At 63.3% G+C, this 15,700-nt stretch carries 13 protein-coding genes and 1 tRNA gene; 7 read left to right on the top strand and 7 right to left on the bottom strand.

Annotation, left to right across the window (positions count from 1 at the left end):
- The first annotated feature begins 65 nt into the window (after positions 1-65).
- Entirely contained in the window at positions 66-1,499 is a 1,434-nt protein-coding gene (locus tag HNP00_RS15770; RefSeq protein ID WP_184740675.1) for a CoA transferase, read from the top strand.
- Positions 1,500-1,505: 6 nt separating this feature from the next.
- On the opposite strand, the gene HNP00_RS23405 is transcribed toward HNP00_RS15770, so the two are convergent.
- Complete coding sequence (locus HNP00_RS23405; protein WP_311770592.1) at positions 1,506-2,153, bottom strand: recombinase family protein; 648 nt, start codon at positions 2,151-2,153, stop codon at positions 1,506-1,508.
- A 217-nt stretch (positions 2,154-2,370) separates the two neighbouring features.
- On the opposite strand from HNP00_RS23405, the gene HNP00_RS15760 reads away from it, so the two are divergent.
- Entirely contained in the window at positions 2,371-2,841 is a 471-nt protein-coding gene (locus tag HNP00_RS15760; RefSeq protein ID WP_184740674.1) for a hypothetical protein, read from the top strand.
- Between the two features lie 691 nt (positions 2,842-3,532).
- Here HNP00_RS15760 and HNP00_RS15755 read toward each other — a convergent pair.
- A tRNA-Lys gene (locus tag HNP00_RS15755) sits at positions 3,533-3,605 on the bottom strand.
- Positions 3,606-3,881: 276 nt separating this feature from the next.
- On the opposite strand from HNP00_RS15755, the gene HNP00_RS15750 reads away from it, so the two are divergent.
- The 3 genes from HNP00_RS15750 (at position 3,882) to HNP00_RS15740 (ending at position 6,412) form a co-directional block, all read left to right on the top strand.
- On the top strand, positions 3,882-4,541 hold the full coding sequence (locus HNP00_RS15750; RefSeq protein WP_184740673.1) for a hypothetical protein: 660 nt from the start codon (positions 3,882-3,884) through the stop codon (positions 4,539-4,541).
- A gap of 238 nt (positions 4,542-4,779) precedes the next feature.
- Positions 4,780-5,397 (top strand): DUF47 domain-containing protein, encoded by a 618-nt coding sequence (locus HNP00_RS15745; protein WP_184740672.1) that lies wholly within the window; start codon positions 4,780-4,782, stop codon positions 5,395-5,397.
- 4 nt (positions 5,398-5,401) lie between these two features.
- The gene (locus HNP00_RS15740; protein WP_221451560.1) at positions 5,402-6,412 is read left to right on the top strand and encodes an inorganic phosphate transporter; all 1,011 of its coding nucleotides are present in this window, start codon (positions 5,402-5,404) and stop codon (positions 6,410-6,412) included.
- Positions 6,413-6,467: 55 nt separating this feature from the next.
- Here HNP00_RS15740 and pstB read toward each other — a convergent pair whose 3' ends face one another.
- The 4 genes from pstB to pstS form a co-directional block, all read right to left on the bottom strand.
- The gene (gene pstB / locus HNP00_RS15735; RefSeq protein WP_184740670.1) at positions 6,468-7,247 is read right to left on the bottom strand and encodes a phosphate ABC transporter ATP-binding protein PstB; all 780 of its coding nucleotides are present in this window, start codon (positions 7,245-7,247) and stop codon (positions 6,468-6,470) included.
- 48 nt (positions 7,248-7,295) lie between these two features.
- The gene (pstA, locus tag HNP00_RS15730) at positions 7,296-8,405 is read right to left on the bottom strand and encodes a phosphate ABC transporter permease PstA (RefSeq protein ID WP_184740669.1); all 1,110 of its coding nucleotides are present in this window, start codon (positions 8,403-8,405) and stop codon (positions 7,296-7,298) included.
- Positions 8,405-9,337: a phosphate ABC transporter permease subunit PstC gene (gene pstC / locus HNP00_RS15725; RefSeq protein WP_184740668.1), complete on the bottom strand. Its 933-nt coding sequence runs from the start codon at positions 9,335-9,337 to the stop codon at positions 8,405-8,407. The genes pstA and pstC overlap by 1 nt, the downstream gene beginning before the upstream one ends.
- 138 nt (positions 9,338-9,475) lie before the next feature.
- Positions 9,476-10,594, bottom strand: coding sequence for a phosphate ABC transporter substrate-binding protein PstS (gene pstS, locus HNP00_RS15720; RefSeq protein WP_184740667.1), 1,119 nt, complete (start codon positions 10,592-10,594; stop codon positions 9,476-9,478).
- 281 nt (positions 10,595-10,875) lie between these two features.
- Between pstS and HNP00_RS15715 the strand changes: the two genes are divergently transcribed.
- Positions 10,876-12,006 (top strand): aromatic acid exporter family protein, encoded by a 1,131-nt coding sequence (locus tag HNP00_RS15715; protein WP_184740666.1) that lies wholly within the window; start codon positions 10,876-10,878, stop codon positions 12,004-12,006.
- Between the two features lie 41 nt (positions 12,007-12,047).
- A complete protein-coding gene (gene radA / locus HNP00_RS15710; RefSeq protein WP_184740665.1) occupies positions 12,048-13,421 on the top strand; it encodes a DNA repair protein RadA in 1,374 nt (457 codons plus the stop codon).
- A gap of 410 nt (positions 13,422-13,831) precedes the next feature.
- On the opposite strand, the gene HNP00_RS15705 is transcribed toward radA, so the two are convergent.
- A complete protein-coding gene (locus HNP00_RS15705) occupies positions 13,832-15,445 on the bottom strand; it encodes a peptide chain release factor 3 (protein WP_184740664.1) in 1,614 nt (537 codons plus the stop codon).
- Positions 15,446-15,700 lie beyond the last annotated feature (255 nt).

Genomic DNA, 15,700 nt, shown 5'->3' with positions numbered 1-15,700 from the left:
GTGAATAGTCTGGCAGACGACAATCAAAGTTGATCGCCGGTGTAGGCCCGTTGAGAATGGGGAGTGTGAACGACAGCTTCGCTGATGTGATCTCACGCGTGTGGCACGCGATCGGCGCCGATGACGACAATGAGGATTGGCCAGCCACTCAGCTAACGACGACCGGGCCACGGGCGGTCCTCCCGGCGGCTTTTGACGTGACAGGACTTGCGACCGGAGCGGTTGCTGTCGCGACGGTGGCCGCAGCACAGTTCCTCGCCGCCCGCCGGGACTCGCGGCCGCAAGCGGTGACCGTAAACAGTCGGGAAGCGTGCGCCGCGTTCACGTCCGAGAGGCTGTTCACCCCGATCGGCTGGACCCAACCGCCGCTGTGGGACCCCATCGCCGGAAACTATCGTGCGGCGGACGCTTGGATCAGGCTGCACACCAACTACGCCAACCACCGCGCCGCCGTCGAGCAGGTGCTGGGCGCCCATGACCGCGAAACCGTCGAGGCCGCAGTGGCCGGGCTGCGTGCCGAGGAGTTGGAGACGGCGATCGTGGAGGCGGGCGGATGTGCCGCCGTCATGCACAACCGCCGCCAGTGGCTCGCCTCGGCTCCGGGGGCGGCGACCGCGGACGCGCCGCCGCTGACCGTCGTCGAGCGCCAGTCGCCCGGCATCCGCACACCGAACGCCGTCGGGCAGCTGCCCTTCGACGGGGTGCGCGTGCTGGACCTGACGCGGGTGATCGCCGGACCGGTGTGCACCAAGTTCCTCGCCGGCTATGGTGCGGACGTGCTGCGGATCGACCCGCCGGGCTTTGACGAGGTGCCGTCGCTACTCCCTGAGACGACGCTCGGCAAACGTACCGCCGCTTTGGATCTCACGGCCTCAAGCGACCGCGCAACCTTCGAAGAACTGCTCGCGGGTGCCGATGTGCTCGTATCGGGACTGCGAGGCGACGCCCTGAAAGGCTTGGGCTACGACGACGAAGCCCTGACCGCCGTGAACCCCGGCCTGATCATAGCCAGCCTCGACGCCTACGGCTGGGATGGTCCGTGGCGCAATCGCCGCGGGTTCGACAGCTTGGTCCAGATGAGCTGTGGCATCGCCGACGACGGAGCTAACGCCATGGGACGGGCGGAGCCGACCCCGCTGCCCGTCCAAGCTCTCGACCACGCGACTGGCTGGCTCTTGGCCGCGGCCGTCGCCCGTGCTTTGACCCGGCGTCTCACCCACTCTGTGACGGCGCGCATCCAGTCCTCGCTGATTGGCACGGCCAACTTGTTGTATTCGCTCACCCCGCCGAGCGAGCACCCGCCCACGCCCGCACCCGAAGACTTCACCCTCGTGGCAACCAACACCGCCTGGGGGCCGGCGCGACGAGTGCCTCTCCCCGGAAGGATCGGCGGCGCCCCCGCACACTGGTCGGAGCATGCCGGACCGCTCGGCCGTCACCCAGCCAGGTGGGTCACGCACACGGATTGGGCGGCCTTCAATTTCGCCAGATTCCGATAGCTGCCATTACCCCCGAGCTTCCGCGGATTCTCGATGCCCTTGGACCTTGGAAGGGTCAGCCCGATTTCGTTGGATGCCGTCGTTTTCGTTGGGTAAACGTTGGGTTGCGATGAGCGCTCGACAGTTAACGTGATGCATCCAAGCGGTCCCTCTACGAATCGGGCAGACAAACACCGAAAACCGCCAATGGCGGGAGGACCTAACATCACGCTCTGAAACTATCCGCTGGACGGTTGGGGCAGGCAGTGCGCTGCGACGCCCCATGTGCTTGCCCGTGGTGGCTTTCATCTTCGCCACTCCGTCCCGCGTGCGCTCCGCGATCTTCTTGCGCTCCATCTCCGCAAATGTGCAGGTCACCTGCGCCATGGCCGCGCCGGTGATTGTGGAGGTATCAATCTCGAGGTCCAGGCAGATGAGAGCCCAGCGCTGACGGTCCGATGTTTCCAACAACGCTGCGAAGTCCGCCACCGAACGGGAGAGCCGGTCGAGCTTGGATACTGCCAGCGCCTCATAGGTGCCGGCCTTGAGGTCCGCGAGCGCTGACGCCAGCACCGGCCGATTCTTCAGGCTCTTGGCCGAAGCTGCATCTTCCCGGTAGACGGTCAGCTTCCGGCCGTTGCGCTTGGCCTCTGCTTCGAGCGCGGCGAGCTGCACTTCCGTGTCTCATACACGAATCCGGGTACTGCCTAGTCAAATATTCGGGTGCTGCGCAATCAAGTTGCACTCTGATATGGTTCATCGCACCCGTACTAAACGGATTGAAATCCAGTGGAAATCCCGCCGTCAGGGGCTAGCCCCGATTCCATCCAAAGTGCATGGTCTCCGCCCACCCTGGTGATGCACACTCCAGCCCCTTCACAGGGAGATCACCATGTTCAGCAGAACCACCCGACGAACCGTTGCCCGAGCCGCAGTTGCCGTAGCCGCAACCGCCACCTTGGCACTCGGCTCCACCCCCGCTTTTGCGGCCAGCAGCAGCGGAGCCTCCACAGCCCATTTCAGCGAATGCTACCCAGCTAACCGTGGCATCATTTGTATCTCCCTGGACGGTGAAAGCAACTATGTCTCGACCCCGAGCGGAAACGCCATTGTGGAAGAAAATGTAACGTCTGCCTTCTCCTTCACACGCGGGACCTTTACGCGCTCGGACAGCACGACCACGCACCAGCAGACCCTCTTTAAATCCGGTGACCCGCAGGAGGATCATCTGTATCTGTCTGAAACAAGAGCCGTGACCGGAGCGCCACTCAGCTTCTCCTGCACTTACACGGTCGACTACCACTACGCCAACGGCCAGACGCAGTTCGATAACTTCAACGTCACGTGTACTGACGAGGCATAGGCGGTGGTGCCTGGCCGACCCGTTCGTCCTGGTTTGGTTGGCACCATTGCATTAACTCAAGGCTGAAGGATCAGGTATCGATGACTCAAGACGTCTACATGGGGCGCAAAGTAGTTCACACCGAGGTCGCCGAGGCGCTCGATCAAGTGAAGCGAACGCCGGGACGCTGAAATGGACGAGTCACAACTCCAGAAGGTCAAAAGCATCATGACTGCCTTCCGTCTGGCCTTACGGAACATGGACATCAGCGGTCACTCGGGGCTGCGCACCTTCCCACATGGTTCGTGCCGATGGGCTACTTTCATGCTCGCCAAAGTTCTAGAAGACTACGGTGAGGACGTATGGATCATCCGTTGCGGTGAACAGAGCCCATCGTGGCTGTATTCGCATTGCTGGCTGGAGCCTGGGGGGCTACATTCTGGACATCACGGCGGATCAGGTTGCCGGCCACGATGCTCCCCTTCTGCATCGGGCGCCTTCTCCGTTTGAGTCCGTCCTTCACCACGTCAGATCGATCCCGATTTCGGACATCTATGACCATCGACCCATTTTGGATGCCTATCGAGAGCTTTCCAGGCCATCGCGGGCTTTCAAGACGCGGATGCTCCCTGAATTCGTTGGGTTTCCGTTGGATTTGGCCCCGAAATGAGAAGCAGGCCAGAGGCAATGTGCCTCTGGCCTGCGGAATGGGTGGGCCCTGTGGGGATCGAACCCACGACCCACGGATTAAAAGTCCGATGCTCTACCAACTGAGCTAAAGGCCCCTGCTGACTGTAGAAACAGCCATGAATACTGTACCTCAAGCTCAGGGGCGTTTTGACACCGCCGGCCCGCGCGCCGTCGTTACCTCTTTTGAACCAAACGCCGACGACGACGCGCGGCCACAACGGCGTGTCGCGGCACTTACGGATCCAAACAAGGTCAGGAAGGAACGCGTCACCCCGGCGACACCCGAAGACAAGCCGAGCCCCACGCAACAGACCCCACATCTGCCACCGTTCAAGAGTGCACGAGCGATGGCACAGGAGTAGCGTTGGGGCATGAGCGAACAATCGGGATCTCCTGTGTACGGCGGGGCGAACAGGCATCACAAGCCGAAACCCTTCGCGCCGATTGACTTCGAGCCGTTCGCCGGCGGAGCGGACCCCGCGCGCGTGTCCGAAGCCGCACACCTTGCGGCTCAGGCACTTGTGCGGCGCGGCCGCGATAGCGACGATCCCAAGATCACCAGGCGCCTCGTGAAGCTCGCCGACGAGCAGGGCCTCGAAGCCATCGCCGAGATGTGGGCCGAGAGCCCTGCCCGGTCCTTGCCCGGCGCTTTGTGGCGGCTTTATGCCCTGCGCGCGGCCACCATGCAGAATTCCGAGCGGATCTCCGTGTACTTCAAGGCCGGCCGGGACACCGCACAGGTTTCACACGTTGTGGCGGGAGCCGCGGAGCCCCCGGGAGCCGACGAGATGAAGCAGATGGCAGACGCCATCCTTTCGGGAGCGTTCGACGGCGAATTCGACGTCGCGCTGGAACGCTCGGCTGCGTTTTGCCGCGTCGTCGCGCTCGGCCAGGCCACCCTGGCAGACAGCGCCGAGCATTCGAACGAAGGCCACGCAAGCAAGTTGACCCGCAATTCGCATCAGCTCGTCAAGACCGCTGAGGACCTGGAGCACGCGGCCAACGCATGGCGTCTGGGTGAGCTTGATTGACATGAAGTACAAGGGAGTGGGGCCACCGCAACCACTCCGAGCGCCAACTGTCAATGTTGACTTAGCTCGGCCGACGTAGAAAACTGAAACTGGTGTCGAACCGCGAAACCCCCGGGCTTCAACTTATAGCCGCTTCGAGCGGCCTACCGCCGAGAGGCGTATCCGGTTCGGCACCATTTTTATGCCCTTCGGCGAAGACGCCGCTCAGTCCCCGTCCACCTCGCCTACCGGAAGCCAAATGAAGCTGCGTCTCTTCCCCCAAGAACCCGCCGGTTTGCAGTTGCTTTCGCAGATGGCTCGTCAGATTCTTGAGGCCACAGGGACGCTTTCTGAGATCTTCGGAGCCCCGGTCGCGGAGCACGAACGGCTCGTGGAAGAGATGCACGAACACGAGGCGAAATCCACCGATCTGCATTTCGCCTTGCTGACCCACATGCGCACGAGCTTCGTGAACCCGCTCCCCCGCGAGGACATGTACGCCCTCTCCCGCTTCCTCAACGAGGCAATGGAGAAGCTTGACGCCGCTGGCGAACTCGTGGCCCTCTACAAGCTGGACCGTCTGCCTAAGCGCGCGGCGGACCAGCTGGAGATCATCAGCCGCCAGGCAGAACTCACGGTTGATGCCATGCGCCAGCTGGACGATTTGGACGAGCTCGAAGACTACTGGATCGAGGTCCTCCGGCTGGCCAAGCGTGCTGAGCGCAGCCACCGGACGTGGGTGGCAGAGATGCTGCGGGACATGAAGTCGGCACAGTTTTCGAGGAATCGTGACGTGGCCAACCAGTTGGTGGACGTCACCAAGGACATGCGCCGCATCGCCACCCAGGTAGGCAGCATCATCGTCAAGGAAGCATGAGGTGATGGTCGCGTTCTTCGCCCTCGTGGTGACGCTGGCGGCTGGTTTCGCGTTCCTCAACGGCTTCCGCGATGTCTCCACCGCCGTCGCCCTCTCCGTACGGACCCGCGCCCTCACTCCTTCTGTTGCCGTAGTTTTGGCGGCCGTTTTCAACTTTGCCGGGGTGCTCCTCAGCGGTGGGTTCGCCCTGATTTTCAGCCAATCGTGGGTAGTTCTTCCTCCGGGCATGAACGGGCTGAGTGTCCTCGCTTCGGGGTTGTGCAGCGCCATCCTTTGGGGAACTTACGCTTGGTGGCGCGGCGTGCCTCTCTCGTCAACGCACGCCCTGGTGGGAGGCCTGGTCGGCGCTGGAGCTGCAAGCGCAACCATGGGAGGCAGCCACATCAACGGGGTAGACAGTATTCTGCTGGTGCAAGTGGTCCTGCCGTTGCTGCTGTCCCCGGTGATTGCTTTCCTCGGCGCCTATCTCCTCGTGTGGCCCGTCACGTGGGCGGCGCGTTACACCCAGCCCGACGTTGTGCACGGCCGTTTCCGCCATGCCCAGTCCGTCTCGGCCGCCGCAGTGGCGTTCGGCCACGGACTGCAGGACGGGCAGCGGACTGTAGCCGTGATACTGCTCGGCGCTGTGGCGGCAGGAGTGTCCGACCACGACGATCTCCCGTTCTGGGTCATCCTCCTGACTGCTGCCATGCTCACGGCGGGGACGCTTTGTGGTGGCTGGCGCATCTCCTACACCTTGGGTTACAAGCTGACCAGGGTGGACCCGCTGCGGGGATTCGTCGCCCAAAGCCTGACTTCGCTCATGCTGTTCGTCGGCGCCATCGGGCTCCATCTGCCTCTTTCCACCACCCACACGGTGACATCGGCGGTGCTCGGAGCGGGAACCAACCAAAACTTTTCGGTGACCAACCGTCGGATGGTGCTGCGGATCCTGGGGTTCTGGGTTGCGACGCCGATCGTCACCGCCGCAGTGGCCTTCGTCCTGGGGCTGGCGCTCTCGCCGCTGTGGCGCTGAGTTCAGGAAGTCGCGCTGAGTTCAGCGGGTCTTTCAGGCAAGCAAGCTCTGGGGCTTATCCGAACCGGCCGGAGACGTAGTCTTCCGTGGCCTTCTGGGACGGGTTGTTGAAGATGGTGGTGGTGTCCGCGAACTCGATGAGCTTGCCCGGCTTACCGGTGCCGGCGATGTTGAAGAACGCCGTCTTGTCGGAAACGCGAGCGGCCTGCTGCATGTTGTGAGTCACGATCACCACGGTGTACTCGTCCTTGAGCTCATTGATGAGGTCTTCGACAGCCAAAGTGGAGATCGGGTCCAGCGCGGAGCAGGGCTCGTCCATGAGGATGACCTGCGGTTCCACGGCGATGGCCCGGGCAATGCAGAGCCTCTGCTGCTGGCCGCCGGAGAGTCCGGAGCCCGGCTTCTCGAGGCGGTCTTTTACCTCGTTCCACAGGTTGGCGCCGCGCAGGGACTTCTCCACGAGAGCGTCGGCCGCGCCCTTGCTGATCTTCTTGTTGTTCAGCTTCACGCCAGCCAGCACGTTGTCGCGGATGGACATGGTGGGGAACGGGTTGGGCCGCTGGAAGACCATGCCTACCTGGGTGCGGACAGTCACGGGGTCCACGCCGGGACCGTAGAGGTTGTCGCCGTCGAGCAAGACTTCGCCTTCGACGCGCGCGCCCGGCAGCACCTCATGCATGCGGTTCAGGGTGCGCAGGAAGGTGGACTTGCCACAACCGGACGGACCGATGAACGCTGTCACCGATTTGGCCTCGATGTTGATGTTGACGCCTTCAACGGCCAGGAAGCTGCCGTAGTATACGTTCAGATCCTTGACGTCGATCCGCTTAGACATGGTGTTCCTTCGGTGCTGTGGTTGGAAGTTTGCGGTTGGCTTGGCGGCTCAACGGCCGGCCTTGGGAGCGAAGATCCGAGCGATCAGCCTGGCGCCGAGGTTCAGGAGCATCACCAGGATGATCAGGACCAGCGCGGCACCCCATGCCCGTTGGCTCGACGGGTCCGGGTTGGACGGCGAGGTCGGGTTCAGGATCTGCGTGTAGATGAACGTGGGCAGCGAGGCCATCCATCCACCGAACACGTTGTTGTTGATGCTGGTGGCAAACCCTGCTGTGACCAGGATTGGCGCCGTCTCGCCAATCACGCGGGCGATCGCCAAGGTGACGCCGGACGCGATGCCGGAGATCGCCGTCGGGATGACTACCTTGAGGATGGCGCGCCATTTGCGGACACCCAGTGCGTAAGCCGCCTCACGGAGTTCGTTTGGCACGATCTTGAGCATTTCCTCGCTGGAACGAACCACCACCGGGATCATGAGGACTGAAAGCGCGACGGCGGCAACCGCACCGGTCTTGGTGCCTGGGCCCACCACGACGAAGAAGAAGGCCGCCGCAAAGAGGCCTGCCACGATCGAGGGGATGCCGGTCATGACATCGACGAAGAACGTGATGGCGCGGGCCAAGACCCGGTCGTTGCCGTATTCCACCAGGTAGATCGCGGTCAGCAAGCCCACGGGCACCGAGATGACGGTGGCCAGCAGGGTGATCTGCACGGTACCCAGGAGAGCGTGGTAGACGCCGCCGAGGACCTTGGTGCCTTCTTCGACGCTCTTGTTGTCGAAGGCGCCCGTGACGCCGTTCATGGATGTCGTCAAGAAGCCGGGAGTGATGATGCCTGGGATGCCGTTCACCAGTACAGTCCAAATGACCGAGACCAGTGGCAGCAGGGCGACGAGGAACGAGCCGACAATCAGGCACGTGGCAAGCTTGTCGCTCGCCTTGCGTCCGCCTTCTACGGCAGCGCTCCAGCCCACCAACCCGATCGTAAAGAGGATGGCGGAGACGAGGCCCCAGCCGAAAGCGTTGAAGCCGATCAGGGCAAGGATTGCTGCGCCGAGCACCAACGCGACCGCGAGGACGATGTACGGTGCGAAGGCGGGCAACTGTCCCTTGGTGAGGGCGGAGCGTTTGCGCGCCACGGGGGCAGTGACAGTCATTAGTTGGCTCCCGAGAATTCTTTGTGCTTGGTGATGATCCAGCGTGCAATCATGTTGACACCCAGCGTGATGACGAACAATACCAAGCCGGCCGCGATCAAAGTACTGACCTTGAGTCCGCTGGCTTCGGGGAAGTTCAAGGCGATTTCCGCGGCGATGGTCTGGTTTCCGGACTGGATCAGGCTTGCGGTCAGGACGCCGGAGGAGAGAACCAGCGCGACAGCCATCGTCTCGCCAAGTGCACGGCCGAGGCCGAGCATGATGGCGCTCACGATGCCGGGACGGCCGAACGGCAAAACAGCCATCTTGATCATTTCCCAACGCGTCGCACCAAGGGCCAGAGCGGCTTCCTCGTGGAGCTTCGGGGTCTGCAGGAAGATTTCGCGCGACAAGGAGGTGATGATCGGCAGCACCATGACCGACAGGACAATGCTTGCGGTCAGGATGGTCTTGCCGGTAGCGGAGGCCGGGCCCTGGAAAATCGGCAACCAGCCCAAGTTGCTGGCAAGCCAGCCGTAGGCGGGCGAAATCTGCGGGGCAAGGAAGGCTGCACCCCACGCGCCGTAGACCACGGAGGGAATGGCAGCAAGGAGGTCCACTACGTAGCCCAGGCCCGAGGCAAGCCTGCGGGGGGCGTAGTGCGAGATGAACAACGCGACGCCGATAGCGATCGGGGTGGCGATCACCAGCGCGATAACGGCGGCAATCAGGGTCCCCAGCACGATCGGCCAAATGTAGGCGAAGAAGCCGTGGCCGCCTTGGATGTCCGCTGGCGGTGCCACGAGCGCCGGAATGGCCTGAACAACAAGGAAAAGTGCGACGCCGAAGAGGACTACGAGGATCAGGCATCCCGCGGCCAAGGTGGCTCCGGAGAAGACCTTGTCCCCGGCGCGCCCGGCACCTTGGGAAGTGGTCAAGGAGTTGGTGGTCACTTCACGATCCTTCAGATTCACTCAAAAATGGCCAAGTTCCCCGCCCCGCCCGGTGATGTTTCACCAGCGCGGGACAGGGAACTTCGATATTCAGGGTAGTGGTACCGCCGTACGCGGCACTACTACTCCGTTGTGGTCCTAGGCCTTGGCCTTGATGGAGTCCACGGCAGCCTTTGCTTTGTCCTGCAGCGCCTTGGAGAGCGGGGCGGACTTGGCGGAGCCGGCCGCAGCCTGCTGGCCGGCGTCGGAGACTACATAGCTCTCGAATGCCTTGACCAGGTCAGCAGTTTCCTTCTTGTCGTACGTGGTGCAGACGACGTGGTAGGAAACCAGCACTACCGGGTAAGCAGAGGAATCCGTCAGGGTGCGGTCAAGCTTGATGGAAAGGTCGCCCGCGGGGCGGCCAGCAACCGGTTTGCCCAGTTCGACAGCCTTTGCGGCAGCGCCAGCAGAGATCTTGACGAAGTCCGAGCCAACCTTGATCTGCGCAGTGCCAAGCTTGCCGGAGACTGCAGAGTCGTCAGCGTAGGTCACAGCACCGGGGGTGTCAGTGACAGTCTTGACGACGCCGGAGGTGCCCTTGGCGTTCTCGCCCTTCAAGGAAGCAGGCCAAAGGCCAGCAGCCTTGTCGGTCCAGACCGAGGGAGCAGCCGACGCCAGGTAGTCCGTGAAGTTCTGGGTGGTGCCGGAGTCGTCAGAGCGGTTGACCGGGGTGACCTTGAGGTCCGGAAGCGTAACGCCGGCGTTCATCGCGGCGATCGCGGGGTCGTTCCAGTTAGTGATCTGGCCGCGGAAGATCTTCGCAACCGTGGTGGCGTCGAGCTTCAAGTCCTTGACGTTGGGGATGTTGAAGGCGACGGCGATCGGGGAGATGTAAACCGGGATGTTGATGGCGCCATCGGTGCCGCACTTGGTCTTGGAGCTGGCGAGCTCGGCGTCAGTCAAGAAGGCGTCAGAGCCTGCGAACTGCGCGGAGCCGTCAAGGATGGCCTTGCGGCCTGCGCCCGAGCCGTCCGGGGAGTACTGTACGGATGCGCCCGAGTTGGCGGAAGCGAATGCGGTCTTCCAAGCGTCCATAGCGGCGCCCTGCGCCGAGGAGCCGATACCGGTCAGCGTGCCGGTGACCTTCACGCCGGCGGCGCTCTGGGTGGCTGCGGGGGCGCTGGTTGCGTTGTCCGAACCGCAAGCGGTCAGCGCAAGGGCGCCGACTGCGAGGACCGCGATTGCCGCGTTGCGGCCGAAGCGAGTTACCTTCACTGGATGTACCCCTTCCAGGGATTCTCTGATGCGTGCCGAGGGAGAAAGTCGGCAGACTGAAGATTTGCGTACGAGTTTGTACCTTGATTGACGGTAAGAGCCGCAGGTAACGGGATCGGCGGTGCAAAGTGAACGGGAGGTGAACGGCAGCGGACCATTGGTTTACATGTGCAGCGTCACCCTTGCGCTTGGCATACCGCAAGGGTTTAAGTGACGCCCCTCACCTTTTGGCTCGCTCGACCTGCCGCACCCCGTGACCCGCTCCTGAATAGACTTGAGCCATGGCCGCCCCCCAAGGACTTTCAGCAAGCAAGAAATTCCTGCGGGCACGGCTGCGCACGGGCTTCGTCCGCAGCCGGAACTCGTTGGTACCGGCAGTCCAGATGACCTTGTGCGCCGTGGGCGCCTACGCCTTCGCTGAATACATCCTGGGACACTCGGGACCACTGTTCGCCGCCACTTCGTCCCTGATCGCCCTCGGCTTCTCCCGGGATCCGCGGCTTCGCCGGGTCATGGAAGTTGGCCTTGGCTGCACCCTCGGGATCGTCATCGGCGATCTGCTGCTGCACTGGCTGGGCTCGGGGATCTGGCAGGCCGCCCTCGTGCTCCTTTTCTCCATCCTCCTGGCCCGGTTCCTGGACAGCGGCAGCATTTTCACAACGCAGTTGGGCCTGCAGTCACTACTCGTGGTGTTACTTCCCGCTCCGGCCGGCGGACCGTTCACCCGGAGCATCGACGCCGTGGTGGGCGGGGTCTTCGCGCTGCTGGTCACCATGCTGGTCCCCAAAGACCCTCGCAGGGAGCCCCGCCAGGACGTCCGCAAGCTCCTGCACGAGCTCTCGGAAGTTCTCCGCGAGTGTGCCGACGCCTTGATCAACAGCGACTCGACCCAGGCCTGGCACGCGCTCATCCGCGGCAGGAATTGCCAGCCCCTCGTGGACCGCATGAGACAATCCCTCAAAGCGTCCGGCGAGGTGGCGACCCTTGCCCCGGCGTACCGACGGCACCGCGACGAGTTGACCATGCTGTCGGAATCGTTGGATTCCATCGACCTCGCCCTCCGCAACGGCCGCGTGTTCGCACGGAGGCTCACCAGCGCGATCAACCATGCCGCGCTGACCGACGAGGCTACGGACAGCATCTCGGAAGTCCTGCAGGACACGTCCGCCGCCGTCGAGGAGCTATCGCTCGGTCTCGCCGAAGTGCACGACGGCGCCCGCCGCGCCCACATGCGCGGTGCCCGGCAGGACCTGGCCGACATCGCCACGCGGCTACATCCCAAAATGCTCCACGTCCAAAAGCTAGAGGGAGAAACGGTGGTGATGCTCTTCCGCCCGCTTATGGTGGACTTGCTCGAAGCGGCAGGCATGGACCCCCTTGAGGCAAGGGACGTGCTGCCTCCTTTGCAGTAAGGAGCACTTGACTGTCCTACCCCTCCACTAGCCTTGTACGCATGGCTTCCAAGACCTCGCGCACCTCCAAGACACCCGCGTACAAATGTGCTGAATGTGGGTGGACCACGGTCAAGTGGGTGGGCCGCTGCGGTGAGTGCCAGGCGTGGGGCACCGTCGAAGAAACAGGCACCACAGTTGCACGTACGACGGCGGCAACCACAGTTTTGGAGCCGGCGCGCCGTATTGCCGAGGTAGACGGCACCACCGCCGCGTTCCTCCCCACCGGCGTCGACGAACTCGACCGCGTCCTGGGCGGGGGCCTCGTCCCCGGCGCGGTGATCCTGCTTGCCGGGGAACCGGGCGTCGGAAAATCCACCCTCCTGTTGGACGTCGCGGCGAAATTCGCCCGCACGGGTCAGGATGTCCTGTACGTCACGGGCGAGGAATCGGCCGCCCAGGTCAAACTCCGCGCTGAACGGATTGACGCCGTCGCTCACAGCCTCTACCTCTCGGCGGAAACGGACTTGGGCCAGGCACTTGGGCAAGTGGAGAAGCTCGAGCCGAAGCTGCTGATTGTGGACTCGGTGCAGACGCTCAGTAGCGCCGATGTCGAAGGGAGCGCGGGCGGTGTTTCCCAGGTCCGGGAAGTGGCCGCGTCCATCATCGCCGCGGCAAAACGCCGCAACATGACCACTTTGCTGGTGGGCCACGTGACGAAGGATGGTTCCATCGCAGGTCCGCGCCTTTTGGAGCACTTGGTGGACGTCGTGTGCCAGTTCGAAGGCGAGCGCCATTCCCGGCTCCGCTTGCTGCGCGCAGTCAAGAACCGCTACGGGGCCACGGACGACGTAGGCTGCTTCGACCTGAATGAGGCCGGGATCGAAGGCCTCGCCGATCCTAGCGGCCTCTTCGTTTCGCGGACTCGTGAGCCGGTCTCCGGCACCTGCATCACAGTGACCATGGAAGGCCGCCGGCCACTGCTGGCCGAGGTGCAATCGCTCCTGGCAGAGAGCGCCAGTTCCCAGCCGCGCAGGGCCACCAGTGGCCTGGACAGCTCGCGCGTCGCCATGCTCCTGGCCGTGCTTCAACAGCGGGCCGGCTGCATCCTGCACAAGGACGATTCCTATGTGGCCACCGTTGGCGGCGTGAAATTGAGCGAACCTGCCACCGACCTCGCCGTGGCGCTTGCTGTGGCCTCGGCGAAGGCCCGCAAGGCGCTGCCGCAAAGACTGATTGCCTTCGGCGAGGTTGGGCTGGCCGGCGAGGTCCGTCCCGTTCCCGGGATCAACCAGCGCATCCACGAAGCCCAGCGGCTCGGTTTCACCCATGCCGTGGTGCCCGCGAGTCCCAACGGACCAGGGCCGGTCCCCGAAGGGTTCTCGGTCCGCGAGGTGGCCCACCTGGCCGAGGCCTTGGACCTGCTGATGACGTAACGGCCCGCCACTTGCTCGATCCACCCACCGAGCATGCCCCCTGCTCGATCCAAGGAGTGGACATAATGCCACTATGTCCATTCCTGGGCTCACACAGCGCGCATATCCAGTGCACGACAGTGAGCATGTCCCTTCCCGGGCTCAATCAATGCGAACCCGGCCGTGCTGAGCCTGGACAGCAAACTCGAGCGCCAAGTGGACTACTAGGCTCACTCCACCACTGGACATGTCCCCCTCTCAGCGCACCTCACCACCGAGCATGTCCTCTGCTCGAACCAAGGAATGGACATGAACCCAATATGTCCATTCCTACGCCTGCACAAAGGGCATGCTCGGCGAGCACGGGGGACATGCCCACTCGTGGGCTCAAGCGAGGGGCATGTCCGGAGGATTACTCCGTGTCCGGAGGACTATTTCGCGGGGTTGTGCGTGCCGATCGGGACCAACGTGAGGTTCGGGTGGTTCTTCTCGATCCGGCGCAGCGCCCAGACGTCGTTGAACAAAGCCAGGTATTCGCCGTCGGACCGCAGCAGCACCTCGGCGCCCGGGACGTTGGCGAGCGCAGGCATCGCGTCCGCCGTCGAGATCCTCGCCATCGAGTACGGGAGGCGCTCCAAACGCATGGGGGCGTTGAAGTCGTGTGCCATGCGATCTTCCACCACTTCGAACTGCATGGGGCCGACGGCGGCGAGGACAGGTGCCTGATCGCCGCGGACGTCGGAGCGGAGCACCTGGATGACGCCTTCGTGCTCAAGCTGCTCGATCCCGCGGCGGAACTGCTTGAAGCGGCTGGGGTCCTTGGACCTGGCCACTTGGAAATGCTCGGGGGCAAAGAGCGGAATGGCGGGGAATTCCACGGGTTCGTCCAGGAACAAGCTGTCCCCTACGCGCAGTGAGGACGCGTTCACCAAACCAACGACGTCGCCGGGATAAGCCTCGTCGATGACTTCGCGTTCACGTCCGAATACCTGCTGTGCGTACTTGGTGGCGAAGGACTTCCCTGTGCGGGTCTGCGTGACCACCATGCCGCGCTCAAACACACCGGAACACACTCGGATGAAGGCAACGTGGTCGCGGTGGGCCTTGTTCATGCCGGCCTGGACTTTGAAGACGAACCCGGCAAAGGGCGCGTCAACGGAGCGGGGCTCACCGTCGACATCCGGGCGCGGCGCGGCGGGAGGCGCGAAGTCCACCAGGGCGTCCAGGATTTCCTTGACGCCGAAGTTCAAAGCAGCCGAGCTGAAGAGAATGGGCGTTGCCGTTCCGGCGTGGAAGCTGTCAACGTCGAACTCAAGGTTTGATTCGATCACCAGTCCGGCTTCGTCGACGGCGTCGCTCCAGTTGTTGCCTTGGGTTTCCGCTGCTTCTTCCGGGGTGAAGTACTCGGTGATAGCGATGCTGGCGCCGGCGTTATTGCGCGCAAATCGCGCGAAGCGGTCGTTGCGCAGGTCCCAGACTCCGCGGAAGTCGCCGGAAATGCCCACAGCCCAAGTCAAGGGCATGGGCTGAAGCCCGGTGCGTTCCGTGATCTCGTCCATCAGCGCGAGGGCGTCCAGGCCCGGGCGGTCCCATTTGTTGATGACGGTGATGATGGGCAGGTTCCGCTGCTTGCAGACTTCAAAGAGCTTCATGGTCTGCGTTTCCAGGCCCTTCGCGGCATCCACCAGCATCACTGCGCAGTCGACGGCGGCCAAGACGCGGTAGGTGTCTTCGGAAAAGTCGGCGTGACCCGGGGTATCCAGCAGGTTGATCACGGTGTCGCGGTAGGAGAACTGCAAGGCCGCGGAGCTGATGGAAATACCGCGGTCCTTCTCCATCTGCATCCAGTCGGAAACAGTTTCCTTGCGGTTGGCCTTGCCGCTCGACGCACCCGCAGTACCGATGACTTTGGCGTGCAGGGCGAGGGCTTCCGTGAGCGTGGACTTACCGGCGTCAGGGTGCGAAATGACCGCGAAAGTCCGACGCCGGGACGCCTCATGGTGAATTGCCTGGACTCGGGCGGGGCTCAGGACTTCTTGGGACACGGTGCTACTTTCGCTGCGATCGGGGCGCTGCCCGCGCTGAGGAACGACGGGCCAAACGTGGATGGAGGCTGGATACGGGCCCTGCGCGGGCCGGGGGCCAACTCAAGGAGCGGCACGATTGCGCGCCAGCCAAGATACCAAGTTTATCGCAGCCCGCGGAACAAGCCGAAGGCAGCTCTGGACGTCGGCGTTTAACAGGATCGAAACGAGGTGCACAAACCTCCGAAACCACCGGCCGATAGTTTGATTTGACGG

This window comes from Arthrobacter sp. AZCC_0090 (genome assembly GCF_014207375.1).
Lineage (GTDB): Bacteria > Actinomycetota > Actinomycetes > Actinomycetales > Micrococcaceae > Arthrobacter.
This window is presented reverse-complemented; position numbering and strand designations above follow the sequence as displayed.